Source organism: Pseudoalteromonas sp. SG44-17, from assembly GCF_014164235.1.
GTDB lineage: Bacteria > Pseudomonadota > Gammaproteobacteria > Enterobacterales > Alteromonadaceae > Pseudoalteromonas > Pseudoalteromonas rhizosphaerae.
On sequence record NZ_JACJEV010000003.1, the window covers coordinates 194,459 to 210,879 of the forward strand.

General features: G+C 39.1%; 16 protein-coding genes and 1 other RNA gene. 4 read left to right on the forward strand and 13 right to left on the reverse strand.

Features of this window, described 5'->3' with window-relative positions; translation table 11 throughout:
- Window positions 1–30: 30 nt before the first annotated feature.
- Entirely contained in the window at window positions 31–900 is an 870-nt protein-coding gene (locus tag H5182_RS03690) for an AraC family transcriptional regulator (RefSeq protein WP_145241883.1), read from the forward strand.
- 41 nt (window positions 901–941) lie between these two features.
- Here H5182_RS03690 and H5182_RS03695 read toward each other — a convergent pair whose 3' ends face one another.
- From H5182_RS03695 to H5182_RS03715, 5 genes are all read right to left on the reverse strand, one after another.
- Window positions 942–2,069 (reverse strand): polysaccharide deacetylase family protein, encoded by a 1,128-nt coding sequence (locus H5182_RS03695; protein ID WP_259398232.1) that lies wholly within the window; start codon window positions 2,067–2,069, stop codon window positions 942–944.
- Window positions 2,070–2,174: 105 nt separating this feature from the next.
- Window positions 2,175–3,341, reverse strand: coding sequence for an FAD-dependent monooxygenase (locus H5182_RS03700; protein ID WP_182719172.1), 1,167 nt, complete (start codon window positions 3,339–3,341; stop codon window positions 2,175–2,177).
- Window positions 3,338–4,522 (reverse strand): 2-octaprenyl-6-methoxyphenyl hydroxylase, encoded by a 1,185-nt coding sequence (ubiH, locus tag H5182_RS03705; RefSeq protein ID WP_182759554.1) that lies wholly within the window; start codon window positions 4,520–4,522, stop codon window positions 3,338–3,340. Before ubiH ends, H5182_RS03700 begins: the two co-directional genes overlap by 4 nt.
- Before the next feature lie 9 nt (window positions 4,523–4,531).
- Window positions 4,532–5,863: a Xaa-Pro aminopeptidase gene (gene pepP, locus H5182_RS03710; RefSeq protein WP_145241892.1), complete on the reverse strand. Its 1,332-nt coding sequence runs from the start codon at window positions 5,861–5,863 to the stop codon at window positions 4,532–4,534.
- A 31-nt stretch (window positions 5,864–5,894) separates the two neighbouring features.
- Window positions 5,895–6,458: a UPF0149 family protein gene (locus H5182_RS03715; RefSeq protein ID WP_145241895.1), complete on the reverse strand. Its 564-nt coding sequence runs from the start codon at window positions 6,456–6,458 to the stop codon at window positions 5,895–5,897.
- Between the two features lie 194 nt (window positions 6,459–6,652).
- Between H5182_RS03715 and ssrS the strand changes: the two genes are divergently transcribed.
- Window positions 6,653–6,836, forward strand: a non-coding RNA gene (gene ssrS / locus H5182_RS03720) — 6S RNA.
- A gap of 138 nt (window positions 6,837–6,974) precedes the next feature.
- Here the strand turns inward: ssrS and H5182_RS03725 are convergent.
- From H5182_RS03725 to H5182_RS03760, 8 genes are all read right to left on the reverse strand, one after another.
- Window positions 6,975–7,166, reverse strand: coding sequence for a DUF3185 family protein (locus tag H5182_RS03725; protein WP_182734656.1), 192 nt, complete (start codon window positions 7,164–7,166; stop codon window positions 6,975–6,977).
- Between the two features lie 100 nt (window positions 7,167–7,266).
- Entirely contained in the window at window positions 7,267–7,734 is a 468-nt protein-coding gene (locus H5182_RS03730; protein ID WP_145241905.1) for a nuclear transport factor 2 family protein, read from the reverse strand.
- A 446-nt stretch (window positions 7,735–8,180) separates the two neighbouring features.
- Window positions 8,181–8,543, reverse strand: coding sequence for an outer membrane protein assembly factor BamE (gene bamE / locus H5182_RS03735; RefSeq protein ID WP_145241390.1), 363 nt, complete (start codon window positions 8,541–8,543; stop codon window positions 8,181–8,183).
- Window positions 8,544–8,958: 415 nt separating this feature from the next.
- A complete protein-coding gene (locus H5182_RS03740; protein WP_145241388.1) occupies window positions 8,959–9,372 on the reverse strand; it encodes a DUF4019 domain-containing protein in 414 nt (137 codons plus the stop codon).
- Between the two features lie 120 nt (window positions 9,373–9,492).
- Window positions 9,493–9,837, reverse strand: a complete 345-nt coding sequence (locus H5182_RS03745; RefSeq protein WP_182731460.1) for a 5-carboxymethyl-2-hydroxymuconate Delta-isomerase — start codon at window positions 9,835–9,837, stop codon at window positions 9,493–9,495.
- Between the two features lie 114 nt (window positions 9,838–9,951).
- Window positions 9,952–12,375 (reverse strand): ATP-dependent helicase HrpB, encoded by a 2,424-nt coding sequence (gene hrpB / locus H5182_RS03750; RefSeq protein WP_182759555.1) that lies wholly within the window; start codon window positions 12,373–12,375, stop codon window positions 9,952–9,954.
- Window positions 12,376–12,550: 175 nt separating this feature from the next.
- A complete protein-coding gene (locus H5182_RS03755; protein WP_257324018.1) occupies window positions 12,551–13,045 on the reverse strand; it encodes a LuxR C-terminal-related transcriptional regulator in 495 nt (164 codons plus the stop codon).
- Between the two features lie 60 nt (window positions 13,046–13,105).
- Entirely contained in the window at window positions 13,106–14,857 is a 1,752-nt protein-coding gene (locus tag H5182_RS03760; RefSeq protein ID WP_182759556.1) for a DUF5666 domain-containing protein, read from the reverse strand.
- A 391-nt stretch (window positions 14,858–15,248) separates the two neighbouring features.
- Between H5182_RS03760 and H5182_RS03765 the strand changes: the two genes are divergently transcribed.
- Window positions 15,249–15,881 (forward strand): RpiB/LacA/LacB family sugar-phosphate isomerase, encoded by a 633-nt coding sequence (locus H5182_RS03765; RefSeq protein WP_182731463.1) that lies wholly within the window; start codon window positions 15,249–15,251, stop codon window positions 15,879–15,881.
- A gap of 332 nt (window positions 15,882–16,213) precedes the next feature.
- On the forward strand, window positions 16,214–16,411 hold the full coding sequence (locus H5182_RS03770) for a CsbD family protein (protein ID WP_145241378.1): 198 nt from the start codon (window positions 16,214–16,216) through the stop codon (window positions 16,409–16,411).
- The last annotated feature ends 10 nt before the right edge of the window (window positions 16,412–16,421 follow it).

Sequence of the window (16,421 nt, forward strand, 5' to 3'; positions counted from 1 at the left end):
ATAGGGACTAAAATAAATAAGGAGGTCGTCATGCGGGCAATGTGTGAAAAAGTCATTCCTAATACCAATTCATCGTGGCGCTATTGTAAATATACGCTTGATTACATTCCATTTAATTGGCATTACCATCCAGACTTTGAGATTTGCCTTACTTTAAACAGTCAAGGGGTATGCCATATTGGCGATTACATTGCTCCTTATGGCGAACTTGATCTAGTGATCCTTGGTGCTGATTTGCCCCATACTTGGCAATCGTCACCGAATATAGATAACAGTGTACAAGTTGTTCACGTTGCACAAATTCCAAAAAAATGGCTTAGTCAGCAAATTACTAGTCACCCTGAATTTGCCATACTTGAAGAGTTATTAATCGCTGCGCGACAAGGCCTTAAATTCTCGACTAAAACAGCGATGATAGCGAAATCATATTTTGAAAAAATCGAGGTCAGTAACCCTTTTGAGCAATATTTAGGTTTATTTAAATTACTGTATTTAATGAGCCAAGAAGCAGTCCCTCAGCAGCTTTCTAGCGCGAGTTTTTGCTACACTAATAAAACTGATCCCGCAAAAGATAAATTTGATAAAGTGATTGATTATATTTATCGCCATTACACTGAGGGCTTAAGCGCAGAACAATTAGCTAACATGGCGCATATGAGCACTAACCACTTTCACCGCTTTTTTAAAAAGCGCATGGAACGCACTTTAACAGAATTTATTAACCAGTTAAGAATTGGTCAAGCTTGTAAGCTATTGATCAATACTAACCGCGCTATTACGGCTATCAGCGATCAATGTGGGTTTAAAAATACCTCTAACTTTAATCGCCGCTTTTTAACACTAAAAGGGACAACACCAAGCCAATTTAGAAAGCGCTTAAAACAAAAATCATTAGTGTGAAAGAGTAAAAAGGTAGGGCTACCTACCTTTTATAAATACCGTTATTTTTCAAGTAACCACAATGCAGGCGTGTTTGAAGGCTGCCAATTACTTTGGGAATAATGTGCTTGTAACACAGAATAAATTTTATCTTGATAACTTACAAAATTAGTAGCTTCGTATTGCCTGTTTTGTTGCCATTGAGGCGCATAATTATCAAGTGTATCAAATCGATAACCTTCTGCTCTTGCGTGCTCAACAAAGCTTTTAATTTTGGGCAAGTTAATCGTCGCACCTAGCCCGCGCGGACCATCTTCAAACAAAAAGTCATGGGTGAGTATCACTACTTTATTCGCTGCTAATCCATCGCTGCAATCTAAGTTTTGCGTGCGGCTATTGACAGGGTCCATTGTTTTGCCAGGGCAAGTATTGACGATTTGATTAATGCTTTCGACCATTTGAATACCATCTGCCATTGTTTCTGCAGGGTAATCAACGCCCCAGTTCACTGGGCCCCAATCAAAATCCCAACCATAAACCTTATAGTCTTCGCTTGCTAATTTATCAGATATTTTTACTGCGACTTGTGAGCTATTGGTAGAAACCTGTGGATCACAAGAAAAAGCTGGATCCCAAGGTGGTAAATTATCAGATGTTGCGCATAAACCATCACCTTTAAAAGTTTTCGTAACACGCCACGCATTTGTATACGGCAAGCGTGCCATTGTTCTCATTTTAAAGTTTGGGAAGCTTTCTGCATTAGGTAATAACGCCAAGACCTTTTGAGTATTAAGCTCAAAGTAATCATAATCGATACTTACATCTTGGTAGGATTTAACTGGCCATAAACCAACTTCGTTACAATAAACAGCACCAGAGCGCTCTCCATCCGTGCAATTATGCAACATATGGTCATAACTATGGTTAGCTAAAAGGTGACCGCTATTTAAAAGCTTAGCTAATGCTAATTGTGAGTGTTGTTCATTTTCATCGCCTTCACCATACATGTGAAAAGCATTGATAAAAAATGTCGCTTTTATTTGTGCCTCATCTAAAGCATCAATTAGCCCTGAGGTGGCATTAATCGGGCCATCATCAAACGTTAAATAGATAACCTTGTCGTCATCTGCAAAGCTGTAAGTTGAGCATAAACTTGCACACAATAGCGTTACTGCCGTTTTATTTTTCATTTTGTTCTCCATTAATTAACACCTAATTAATATTGCATGCTATTTAGCCATCGACTGATACGAAGCAATGCAATTTAGGTATTAATCAAACAAAATGAATCTCTGCTACTTCCCTATCGCTTGCTTGGCAAACAGGTGCTTAATTGGGCCTAAGTTATCAACCAAGCTTAAACCCACACCACGTACCAGTTTTTTAAGTGGGTTAGCGCCTGCAAATAATTCTTTTAAGCCTTGCATCATGGCAATATGCTTTTGTGCATCAAGCTTGCGGGTACGCTCGTAATCACGCAATAGTCGATTACTGGCAAACTCTTTATTGTCAGCAGTTAACAGCTCAATAAGGTAAGCGGCATCTTTAAGGCCTAAGTTCATACCAAGTCCTGCTAACGGATGAATGGTATGTGCGGCATCGCCCATTAATACCACTTTACCTGTCACCCATTGCTGCGCGTAACGCATTTTCAAAGGGAACGCTGTGCGCGCACTTTGTACCTCACATAAACCGCATTGGCCATCAAGGGCTGCCATAACTGCTTTATTAAAATCGCTATCATCCATGGCTAGTAACGTTTGGCAATGCGCAGGACTGGTTGACCATACAATTGAGTGCGTATTGGCATCTGGCAGCGGTAAAAACGCCAGTGGTCCAGTAGGTAAAAATACTTGGCGCGCAGTATTATTATGTGGCTCAGTGGTTCTTACCGTCGCAACGATGGCGTTATGATCATAATCTTTAAACGTAATGGGCAAATTAAACTGTTTCCGAATCGCTGAATTTGCGCCATCGGCTGCCACTAATAACTTGGCTATAACTGGCTCACCAGAGTCTAAGGTTATAAAGACGTCATTGTCACTTTGGTGTATTTGTTGATAGCGTGTATCAAACATAAGCGTTGCTTGGCTGTATTGTTCTAATTCATTGATCAGTGCATAACGAATGATGTCGTTTTCAACAATATGACCTAAATGAGGAAGGTCCAGTTCATCGCTGTTAAAAGCAATTTTGCCAAAGCTATCTTGGTCGCGCACATCCATATGGGTATAGGCGCGTGCTCTTTGAGCAATGATCTCAGGCCACACTTGCAAAGATTCAAACAAGTGTTGGCTGGCAAGGCTCAGTGCACTTACGCGCAAAGCGTATTCATCGCCTGGCAATACTTGTTTTGCTGCAGCATCAATTACTACTACACTGATATTGGCTTTAACAAGCCCCAGCGCGAGGGTTAAGCCAACACAGCCGCCCCCCACAACACATACTTGTGTCTGTTTCATAGTCGTTTACCTTGTTTAACCTGACCCATTAATTGCTTAGCTAAAGGTGTTTTTAAAGAAGCACACAAATCCATGGAGAATAGACCACAGCTGCGACCAAATGCGAGTATTCGTGATGAGTTTGAAAATAACCGCACTAAAGAATCTGTTAACGTCATTACAGTGGTTATATCTTGGTTACGTTGTTTGGCATATTCACGGGTAAATAGGTAACTGCCAATTGCCAATTCGCTATTTACTAATTCACATAGAAGTTGCACATCGCGCAGGCCTAAATTAAAGCCCTGCCCTGCAATAGGATGAATCGCATGCCCTGCATTGCCAATTAGTACCGTACGGTGAGCACTTAATGACTCTGCACGACCATACACCAGTGGATACTTTGCACGCATGCCGACTTTAGTAAATTGCCCGCCACGATAACCAAATGCAGTTTGCAAAGCACTTACAAAAGCGCTGTCGTCAAGCTGCATATGCGCGTCAATATCGGCTTTATCCATACACCATACTAACGAGTAACGGTTATTACTCATCGGGAGTAATGCCATTGGTCCATGCTCAGTAAAGCGCTCAAAAGCATGGTTATGATGACCACCTGCCACTTCAATATTGGCAATGATCGCCCCTTGTGAATAAGGCTCAGGAGTAAAATTGATCTTTGCCAGCTGGCGAGTAGCCGATTGCGCACCGTCGGCAATCACCACTAATTGGCCATTAAGTTGAGCACCAGACTGCAAAGTAATACTTGCAAAGTCATGATGATAGGTAATATCTGCAACACTGTCAGGGCAATACATGACCACTTGGGTAGCTGCAAGTTGTTGATGTAAAGCACGACCAAACGGATTTACCTCAACAACATAACCTAGAGCTGACTGTGAAAACTGCGCACAATCGATCTGCGTTTTACCAAAGTGACCGCGATCCGACACGGTCACTTTTTTAATTGCCGCAGCAAATGAGGCATCAATATCAAAGGCATTAATGGTCTGTAAAAATTGCACCGATTGTTGTGCTAAGGCGATACTTCGGTCGTCAAAACTAGGATGGTGTTCAGTGCTTGGTTGATTTGCTTCAACCACCGCAATCGTTAATTGCGGCGCATGTTTCGCAAGACTCAGCGCACAACTGGCACCCGCTAAGCCACCACCGATAATAACAACATCAAACTGCTCTGCCACGTTATGCTCCTAGCGGTTAATTGCTTGCTTTTGCATTAACGCTTCAATCTCGCTGATACTTTTTGGCACACTCAAGGTAAGATTTTCGTGGCCTTGCTCGGTCACTAACAGGTTATCTTCAATACGAATACCAATGCCCTTATATTGCTCAGGTGCTTGCGCATCTAGGCTAACATACAAGCCAGGTTCAATAGTGAGTACCATACCAGCTTCAAATGGGCGTTCTTTTTCGTCTTTTTTATAGTCGCCTACATCATGCACATCAAGGCCAAGCCAATGACCAAGGCCGTGCATATAAAATGCTTTACATGCTTGGTTATCAAGTAACTCTTGTAACTCACCTTGCAAAATACCTAAATCAACTAAGCCTTGGGTGAGCACTGTCATCGCTAATTTATTAGCCTTTGATAAGCTACCACCGGGCTTTACTTCAGTAAACGCTGCTGCTTGCGCCGCTAGAACAATGTTATAAAGCTCAGCTTGAGGTTGACTAAATTGCCCATTAATAGGGAAAGTACGCGTAATATCTGCCGCGTAACCTTGCAGTTCAGCGCCAGAATCAATCAGCACTAAATCACCGTCGGTCAGCACATCACTGTTAGCAGTGTAATGCAATATATTGGCGTTATCGCCACCGCCGACAATGGTGCCATAGGCGGGATGACGCGCACCATGCATAGCGTAATGATGATGAAGCTCGGCTTCTAGCTGATATTCGGTAGCGCCTGGCTTTGCAAACTGCATAGCACGAATATGTCCTTGGGCACTTATTTCACACGCTTGGCGCATAATATTCACCTCAGCAGGTGATTTAAATAAACGCATTTCGTGCACTAAACCACGAATATCTTTAATCGTATGTGGCGCTTTATAACCTTTTTTAGGCGCGCCACGCAGCGTATTTAATAACGCCCACACTTTATCGTCAAACTGTGGATAAGTACCTTGTGCATAAAATAAAATCTGCTGGCCGTTCACCAAATTCAATAATTGTTCAGTTAGTTCACTCAGTGCACATGTTTGGTCGAATAAATAATCTTTTTTAGCTTTTTCAAAACCAATACGACGACCATGCCAAATTTCCGCCAGCTTATCTTTGTTCAAACAAAACAGCGTACTCGGTGTATCGCTGCTTGGGCAAAGCACTAACACTGCATCGGGTTCATTAAAGCCAGTTAGGTAGAAGAAGTCGCTATCTTGGCGAAACGCATATTCAGTATCACGGCTGCGGGTTACTTCACTTGCCGCTGGAATGATAGCCACACTGTTTGGTTCCATCATGGCAAGTAAACGATCTCTGCGTGCTTTAAACTCTGCTTTTTCTATTTTAACTGTTGGCATTATAAACCCTGTTTATACTGTTAATTTTAACTTAGTGAAGTGTTTTTTTAGTGCTTTTTGGCGCTTGCTCTTGACCAAGTTCAGCAAAACACAACAGCGCAGAAACTCGCACATATTCAATTACTTCGTGCAATGCTTGGCTGTCTTCTTCGGTTTCATCAAACATGGTATCTAAACGCGTAATTTCACTAAAATCACTGATCACTTCTTTTACATCAGCTGATAACTTGCCATAATCTTTTTGCTTTAAGCCAAAACCAAGCATAAACCCAGCAACCCATGACACTAAACCATTCGCTTGATCTACTAAGGTTTCGTCATCACTTGGTAAAAATAAATCAAATTGAAACTCTTCGTTGTTAAAGCTTTCTACAACTTGCTTATAAATAATGGCAAAAAATTCTTTCAGATCATGGCTAAATGCTTGGCCATCATTAAATACATCGCTTAATAAGCCTAAGTATTCTTTGGCTTCAATACTCAAGCCGCAGGCTAATAATCCACTGATCACGCCGTGTGCTTCTGAAGGAGTGACAAATATTTCGTTTTTTTCCAATAGTAATTGGGCTTGTTGGTAATCTGGTAATTCGTTCATGCTGAGATCTTCGCTTGGCTAATTAAGTCAATGCTACCACTCGATAAATAGCAACTCCAATGAAAAGTATGATTGAGGTCAAAAAGCAATCCGAAAAGTAAATAGCCAGTTACCAGTGCTGGAAAATCACCCGAACAGTATAATTATTTTGAATTTGGGGTGTAAGGATTGGCTTATGTCTTATATACTGAATTTGTTCCCTAGGGTGTTGGAGCTTGGTTAAGTCCCTGAGCCGATAAATTTTATGTTAGGGTTTCTGTTCGTCTGCTATTGTGCAAGCTCGGCATGTACCGAGAAGCCTACGGCAAACCGCAGATTCCCGCCCTGAGACCTTATGGTTTCAGGACTGACACCGAGTGCCGCATACTTGGGGAACACCTTTCTTACCTTCTTTTATACTATCTGCTGTTGTGCTTTAAACCATTGATAATAATATGAGCCAAATGTATTTAATAGCGTCGCAAATGTTAGTAGTTCTTCAAGTTAGATCATCTATCTTAAAAGAATCAGTTACTGTTAATTTTTAACTCTCAGCGCACCCAATACAATACAGACAACACCACCGACCATTCCAGCCCATGCCTCGATGGGTGTATCACCACTAAAAGTTCGCGTAATTTGCGCACTTGCAGAGTCATAAACGTCATAACCCCAAAAAGCCAGTGCAGCTCCAATACAGATCAGCACAATACCAATTACTTTATTCATTTTAATTCCTATTAAAGCTAAGAGAGGTAATCTCTAAAAATACGCTAAGATATTGATTTAAGCAAAAACTAAAAATAATCTTCACACCGCTATTTAAAAATTACTCATGGTATTTACGGATCACCGCAATCTTACCGTTTTCAATTTCCAGAACATCCATTAACGTTTGGGTGTATTCAATCAGTTGCTTGTTTTGCGGGTGCACACCTTTCGCGTGTTGCGTGTAACGAATCGCAATCGCGGTATTATTAAATATGAAAGTATCAAGTAACTTTGCTTCATATTCAGTGTGGGCACCTAGATAAAAAGTCATACCTTTGCGCATCATGGCCTTACCGTCAGGTGAACGAGAATCATCGCTTTGATAAGGTAGGTGTTGATTAGCAACATCGTCAGTGAGTAACGCTAAAAAAGCTTCTAGTTCTTTACTGCTAGCTTTAGGCGCCTGAGTTGCCGTCATGGTGGAAAAATATTGCTGGGCGAGTCCTTCTAGTTCGTTATTTTCGTCTTTTGCATGTAAGTTAAAAGTTGCGATAACAGCTAACAATAAAAAAGTAACGTATTTCATTATGCTCTCTTGCATTGTGTTTAATTATCACTCTATCAAAACAGCAACAAACTAAAATGTATAGTCTTTTTATAATAAATCACGCTTCGCCGGATGGTTTTATAAAATACTCTTATAAAATATCATCTAAAAGGCTGGCTTGTTCTGGACAATCTCAGTAAGCATGTAGCGAATCTTCTACAACTTAAGACCCATACCTTTTTAATTAAATTATTTTAATGTTCACCGGCACTTTCAATGCATAATAAAATTAACACACTCAATAACTTATTTAAATAAAAAGTCATTAGACTAACAACCAGCCTATAATTTACTTTAAAATAAATATAAAACTTAATGACCATTTAATATAAAAAAGTGATTGATTTAGGGAGAGGATAAATAATAGGGGTATTACGACTGCTAAGCAGCCGTAATAGAAATGCGTTGAAATAGATAGTAACGAGTTATAGGTGTGAAGAACTACCTGCTGATTCATTGAATGATAAACCTGATACAATGCCTTTAGCATTAAAACGGATTGTTACATTCTTTGTCTCATTTTGAGAACCACCGACATGGCCTGCGTATGGAATAAAGCCTACACCACCGCCTTGACCTTCGCTGTAGCTGTATGTCCATACAACTTCGTCATTACCTATATCATTAACGCCCATAGGGTCGCCAATCGCTTCTTTGACTTGCTCTTGAGTTGTTTCGCCTTTTTTGAAGCCTTTTACAACTTCCATATCAAAATCACGGCCTTGTGAGGTGCTATTACATGCGGCCAAAACAAACGCCATTGCAATTGTTAATAATATCTTTTTCATGTCATTCCTTAATAATTATCTTTTAAATTCCATTTCAACGCGATTAAGCGCGTTAATTATGAACAAAAAAAATAAAATATCAACCCCAAATGGAAACATATTAAAGATAAAAAATTAATCAGTAAAAATGTATAATAAAATAAAAAACAAATACTATAATTATAAATATTTCAATCCCACTTATGATTAGATATTACTTTCCAACCCACTATAGCAACCATTTTATACCATGATTTCATTTGGATAACTTACTCACTAGTAGAGCACAACAATCCACAACTAAAGTAAATTAATGCAACATCAGCAACAATAAATGTCATTATCATTATTTTATTTTTGTAAACTCCAATTTTTAATAATTATTTTATATTTTTTATTTCGTTAAAAAATACAGCTGTAGTAATAATAGGTTAATTCACTGGATAAAATAACCAATCACTTGCCATTGCTCAGCAGATTTTTTTAATGTCACGGTTTCAATCGACTGTGCTTTATTTTCAAAATCAGTTTGAAACTCTAAAATCACATAATCACCGTCGGGCAGTTGCGGTATTGAGGTTAACACTTGACGACTGATACCTTCGCGAGATGTAACAGCACCTAGCGGCGTACGAACTTGCTCTAACTTAGATACCCAAAGCGCTTGCGGTACATTTTTTTGAAAAAACGCCCCAGCCTGCTGCCAACTGTTTGCGTATTTACCACTATCAACAACTTCTAACCAGCTAGTCGCAGGGGCGATTTCTGTTGATACATCAACAACCCTTAGCGTCTGAGACCACGTTAATGTGCTTATAAATAAACATAAAACAACAATTATATTTTTCATGGTGAGTCCTTTTTTCTATCAAGTTATTTTGCCTCAAGCACAAAATCACTGTTCAACTTTGCCATAAATGATTTTCAAAAAACAATCTGCACTGTCGAAGCATCGCTCACTATGTTCTGCTTAAAGCTGGCTTTTATTACAATATGTTGCCTTTTCAAAGTCACTGACATTCATTGCAATATTGTCGATATGTGGGAACATCTGAGTAAGTTTAGTCACTATCGCTTTTGATAATTCAGCTTTTTGCTCAGTCGTTCGCCCCTCCATTATATATCCAAAAACATGAATAAATTCGTGCTGTTTATTACCCACTAAATAACGATTATACGGGTTTACTCTGACTTTAATTTCATGCTCAGCGAACAAATCCGATGCGTTTGCAGTGTGATGAATTTGTTCATTAATGGTATCTTCATCATGATGAGTCAAGATACTCTGCGAGCAATCTATAATAAAGTGTGGCATTAAATAACTCCTTATTTATGCAGTCAATAAGTATTTAACTTACCTTTTTTTAAACTATAAAACACTGCTTAATAGTCAATTTTACTCTTGCTAACTTTGTCCTTGCTAACTCCTTCACATCTTACTTTTAACTTTACTCGTAGCCGCACTGGTGGCGGGGTTATCAGGCCAAAAGTGTTTTGGATAACGACCTTTCATTTCTTTTTGCACCTCCCGATAGCTGGTTTGCCAAAAGCCAGCAAGATCTTGTGTTAGTTGTAAAGGTCGTCTTGCTGGTGAGAGTAGTTCCATTAATAAGGGTAACTTGCCTTGCGCTAATATTGGCGTACTGGTCATGCCGTACACTTCTTGCATACGAACACTGAGTTTTGCAGGGCCGTCGAGTTGATATTCAATACGAATATTTGAGCCACTTGGAACTGACACTCTCAGCGGGAATAAATCATTTAACGCATTTTGTTGTTGCCAATTAAAACAACTTTGCAAGGCATTAAAGTAGTTAAACTTTTTCAATTGTTCGAGGGTTTTTATATCTTCCAGAAAAGTACCTAACCAAAGCTGTGCGTCATCGATTAAGCTTTGTTTAGTGACGACAGGAAATTGCTCCGGCACTAAATTACTGGCTAAACACATACGAATAAGTAACTGCTCACTGTCGCTTTGCTCATTAAATAATTCAAAGCCTTGTTTTTGAAATAAAGCTAACCACGCTTTCGCCCGCTCACTTTTATCAAGCGGATGTTTACTCGGTTGGCTAGTAACTGTAATTGCCCCTAGTTTGACTTCATCTTGATGAATAAAGCGCCCTGTTTTTTCGTCAAATTCACAGCGCGTTTGTGCAGTAAATAAATGTGTCAGTTCATCCTCAATCTCTGCAGGAGTAAACGCAACAGCTGCAAAAATACGACTGCCTTTTTGGCCTCCCATTGAAGCAATTGCAAGGTAGTCCTCGTTATGCCAATGCTCGTTGTTTAGCTCAGCACCTGCGCCATTGGCAAGCAAGTAACCATTGCCACGCTTTTTAGCTAATCGATCAGGAAAAGCAAACGCCACCAGCAAAGCCAAATAAGTGGTTTGTAGTTCGCGTACTTCAGTTAGCTTTAATCGCTTTAACCAAAATTTCAGTTGCTGTTTAAATACCGGATGTGGCCGAGCATGTTGGCTGTGTAATGCTAAGCTTAAATCTGCGGCATGGCTAATCCGACTCTCTAATAACGCAATTAAATACGCCGCTAATGTATAAATACCTGGCATCTGAGGTTCGAGTTGCTGCGCTTTAATTAGCATGTGCGCTAGGCGAATATCCGCGCCAAAACTTAGCATACGTGTACCGAGGGGGGTCAATTTATTGTTATTATCGAGCGCCTCTAACATTTGCAGTAATTTTGTTGCTTGCTGTATTTGTTGTGCTGTTGGACTATCTAACAAGCTTAGATCAGTTAACTCCGCGCCCCAGAATTTTGCCTCCAATAATAATTGGCTAATATCAGCACTTAAAATTTCTGGCGCATCATGGCTATTACGCCGCTCAAAGGTTTGTTTTGAACCAAGCCTATAAACTACACCGGGCTCAATACGCCCAGCCCGCCCAGCTCGTTGAATTGCCGATGAGCGAGAAATACTTTGTGTGGTGAGTTCAGTAACGCCAGTTTTTAAATTAAAACTAGCAGCGCGGCGCTTGCCACTATCAACCACAATACGAATACCTTCAATGGTTAAGCTAGTTTCGGCAACATTGGTGGTCAGCACCACTTTACGAGTACCTTTGGCCGCAGGGGCAATTGCAGCTTGTTGAGATGCTTTATCTTGTTCACCAAACAGAGTAACTACATGGCAATTTGCAGGCAAATCTGACAGCGCTTGTTGTACGCGGTTGATCTCATATTGACCGGGCAAAAAAACTAACGCACTGCCTGTTTGTTCAACTAAAGCTTGTTTGATAATACTGGCCATAGCGTCAAGCCAGTGGCTTTCATCTTTAATGGGTATGTAAATTTCATCGATGGGAAAGCTACGCCCGTGGGAACTAATAATTGAACAATCAAAAAACTGCTGATAGCGTTCGCTATCAAGGGTTGCCGACATCAATAAAATCGTTAAATCATCACGCAGTGCAGCTTGAGATTCTAATGCAAACGCTAATGCGGTATCGGCCGCAATAGAGCGCTCATGAAATTCATCAAATATCAGTAGGTCAACGCCACTGAGCTCTGGGTCGTTTTGTAGCATACGCGTGAGCATGCCCTCAGTAACAATTTCAAGGCGGGTATTAACACTGACTTTGGTTTCCTGCCTGATACGTAAACCAACGCTTTGCCCTACGGTTTCGTTTTGGCACTGTGCTAAATAGTTGGCAATATTACGTGCAGCTAAGCGACGCGGCTCAAGCATGACAATGTGCTTAAAGTGCCCGTCGCGCATCAACTGCAATGGTAACCATGTTGACTTACCCGCACCCGGCGGCGCTTGCAGTAAGGTAATCGGATCACTTTGTAATGTAGTAACGAGTTGTTGATATATGTCTTGAACCGGCAGCACAGCTATTTATCCTAAATTGCTTTGTTAGCATTGTAACAAAAAACAATTGTGTGGCAGCGATTGATACTATTAATATTTAATACACATCGGCGTTTTGTGTTATCAAATTAAATATTATTGAAACAGTAAACCGACTGAGCGCAACTACCTTTATTTATGAAAGACTTAAAAAAACTTACAACAACATTTCAAAAAATAGAGCCGCGAGCTCATGCCTGCCAGTTACATCAGCCTTTTTATAAATAGCAGACGATTGATTACTAATGGTTTTTTCTGATTTATTTCGAATGCTAGCAATCTCTGATGTTGATAATCCCTTTACTAAAAATAGTGCAATCTCTTTTTCAGCAGCCGTTAATCCCCACTTTTGGAACTGCCCTTCAATTTCATTAAAAAATGCGACTTTAGAGTCTTCTAATTGCTGATTAAGAAGCCTTATATTTTCTTTCGAGACCTTTAACTGCGCCAAGTTTAACTTTTCATTAATAGTGCGCTTATGAATATCAATCACTAAATAAACGAACAATGCTAACGATAAAGCAATTAGCGTGATTTCTTGCCAAATATGCTTAGGTTCTATATTGCTTGAAATATCAGTTGATAAATCAATCAACTTAAAAATAACGATCATAATCAATGTGAATGAAATTAACTTATCTTTATGCATCATTTTTACCTAGCCATAAAAAAAGCCACAATAATGTGGCTTTATTTATTGTAATACGTTTCTTTACTTTAGCTCAGCTTCAGAAACAAGGATATATTTATTTTCCACCCATTGACCTTCAACTTCAATGGTACGACCCACGGCTAATGCCTCCATAAAAGTTATCAAATTTACATCTCGATCATTTAGCTCTAATTCTGCATTTTCCGATAACTGCACTTCGTAACCATTTAGCATAAAGCTCTTATTTGTTAAAAGCTGAGTAATGGTTCCTTCTAATTCAACATAGCCGACATGCTTATCATCGTTGCCATTGTCATCATCACCATCGTCACCTCGGTCTGCATCGCCTCCATCATCGTCGCTGCCATCATTATCATTGCGGCCAAGTTCAACCTTACCAAGAATAAATAAGTTATTAGTGTCGTATTGCCCTTCGACTTCAACACGATCTCCAACAATTAGTTGACTTAAAAACGTTGTAAAAGAAACTAATGCATCATCTATGATGTATTTTGCATCAGTAACTAACACTATTTCAGCACCGTTAACCGTAATTATATTGTTTGAAATTGCAGTTACTTGCCCTTTCATTTCCCATTCTTGTTGATATTCGTGTTGATCTTCTTTTTCAATTTTTAAAACACTAGGCAGTGGTGATGTTTGCAGGTAGGCAATTTCAACATAATCATTAATATTTAAAGTGGCAAAACTAAAGTACTGCTCATCATCATCTTCAAAACGGCTAAATTCATTAATTACATATACCACAGCATTAACGGTGATAGTTTTGTTTTCACGGTCTATATCTTCTATAACGCCTTTTACTTTACCGTCTGATGAATAAGAAGACTGTTTAAATTCGATAGAAGTGACTAAATTGTTATTAACATAAACCTCAACAAACATACCCACAGTTAAATCATTCAGTGCAGCCCCTTCAATCTCAACATCATTTGCATAGTCAAATATTTGCCCATTAACCCCAATAGATGTTGCGCTTACTTGGGTAATTAACCCCTCTATTTGGTAACGTAATACGCTATCATCATCAATATCAAGTGACTCTTTAACGGTTCTAGCATCAACCTTATTGGCAACCATTACCCCGTCAACTAAATTGCCTTCAACTTTAACATAGGTATTGTTTGCTAATACGCCATCAATTACAGCCGAGCTATAATCAATAACAACGCCATTAATAGTAAACTGTAATGTTGCCTCGTCTAAATTAGATACAATCCCAGCAGTATATTCATGCCCATCATTACTTTCATCGGTGTCGGCTTTAATGTATGACGCTAAAAAAGTACCGTCTGCTTGCGGGTAGCCGCTTATCTCGACCCTTTGCCCAACACCAATCAGTGTCTCTGAAGTATCAATAAAGTGCGTTAAATCATTATAAAAAACAACTGTATTCGCAATCAGTATTTGACTATTGTTACGATCAATACTTTGAATTACACCTTCAACTTCAGTGTCGTATGCCACGTCTTGCGCAACCCATTCGTCTGAGTCATTTTGTTGCGCTGAAAAACTAATTTTCATACCAACACTAAGCGCGCTTAATTGAGTGTTTAAGCCATTTTTCCTAATATTACTCGTATCAGTATTATATTTAATACCATCAACATAAATACTCCCAAAGCCAGTGATCGTACCTTGTGTTACAACAAGCTTAGGAGAAATTGAAACGGGAGGGGTTATCGGATTAACAACTATAGAGTCTGGTTGTTCACTTTGATTAGAGCCACCGCAAGCGGTCAATATGGTAAGTGCGCTTAAAGTGAATATATGTTTACTCATTTTTTTCATACTAATAATCCTAGGGTTAATTGTATTTACTGAATACATACTTCAACAACACTATTGACCTAGCTATTGCTTTAGTAAATAGGTAATTTTACCTACGTTTTTAACATACTGTTTTTTATAAAAGAAAAAGCAAGCTAGGGGTATTAGGATTAAGGTAACCACAATAATGAATAAAAACATCTGCTGTTATGTAATTAACAAAAAACTGAAAACATCGAGTTATGCATAGCAACTATTTAGAAAAAGGGAAGCCAAACTCAAAGTTCGAATAGGTTACTAATTATTCTCAGGCAACTTACATAAGTAATAATATGTAATAGACAACAATATTTGCCACCGGTAGCATTGGTATGTAGAATCAACTCAACGTTAACAAAATTGGTAGAGTCAAATGAAAATCGCATTAATGAACGAATTCAGTCAAGCGGCAAAAAACCCTACAGTACTTGAACAGCTTAACACTGTGGCTAATGCCCAAAATCACCAAGTATTTAATGTAGGTATGGATGGCGATAACGATCATCGATTAACCTATATTCACCTTGGGATCATTGCAAGCCTACTGCTCAACTCAAAAGCGGTAGACTTTGTAGTTACCGGTTGTGGTACTGGCCAAGGCGCGTTAATGGCGAGCAATGCATTTCCTGGTGTAACATGTGGCTACTGCATTGACCCATCTGATGCCTACCTGTTTGCGCAAATAAACAATGGCAATGCACTCGCTTTACCCTATGCCAAAGGCTTTGGCTGGGGCGCTGAGCTTAATATTAAATACATATTCGAAAAAGCATTTACCGGCGAAAAAGGCCAAGGGTATCCTGCAGAGCGTAAAGAATCTCAAGTAACAAATGCAGGTATTTTAAATCAACTAAAAGCAGATGTAGCTAAAGATTACTTAAGCGCACTTGAAGCCATTGATCCTGAGCTGATTAAACAAGCCATTGGCGGCCCACGTTTTCAAGAGTGTTTTTTCACACATTGCCAAGACGACGCAATTGCTGCATTTGTTAAAGCGCGTATTTAAATATATCCAGTATTCGTACTGACTCTAATTAATACGCACACGCCAATGTAATATATAAATTTCATTGGCTTTTTTATATGAAATAGTTAAAGGAAAATTCTAAAAAGTGAATTTCCCACACAAATATTAATAATCAATCCCTACTTTTCAAGGTCGTAATAATTACACACATTAACGTAATAATTAAACACACAATCTAATAGCTACCGAGAGAATAGATCGTAAAGCAATGATTTAAAATGAAATAAAATAAATATCTAGCATGGTATAGAGTTTGCTCTTTAATAACTGAACACGACAAGAAAATCACTTATCTATACAAGGAGTAAATTATGAATAGCGATCGTATTGAAGGTAATTGGAAAGAACTTAAAGGTAAAGCGCAACGTAAATGGGGCGACCTTACCAACGATGATTTAGATAAAATTGAAGGTAGTCGTAAAGAGCTTGTTGGTAAAATTCAACAAGCATACGGTAAATCGAAAGAGGAAGCTGAGCGCGAAGTTGATGAGTTTGAGAAAGGCCATTAACCTAAAGCAT